Source organism: Sporosarcina sp. USHLN248 (genome assembly GCF_037144575.1).
GTDB lineage: Bacteria > Bacillota > Bacilli > Bacillales_A > Planococcaceae > Sporosarcina > Sporosarcina contaminans.
Window position 1 is genome coordinate 1 of record NZ_JBBCZC010000128.1, and the last position, 231, is coordinate 231.

The following is a 231-nucleotide window of genomic DNA, read 5'->3' on the forward strand; positions in this document are numbered from 1 at the left end:
CACCTCCCCGCCGTTATCAGCAATGGGGGGACGCAGTAGGATAGGGTGAGCGCGCTGTTGGTCATGCGCGTCTAAGCAGTGAGGTGTGGAACGAGGCAAATCCCGTTCCTAAAACACTGAGCTGTGATGGCAAGGGGAATTGTCCCCGGAGTCCCTGATTTCACACTGCCAAGAAAAGCCTCTAGCGAGGCGGGAGGTGCCCGTACCGCAAACCGACACAGGTAGGCGAGG

Annotated in this window: 1 rRNA gene; it reads left to right on the plus strand. The window is 58.9% G+C overall.

The features are described 5' to 3' along the window. A 23S ribosomal RNA gene (locus WFH04_RS18460) occupies positions 1-231 on the plus strand; the annotation flags it as partial.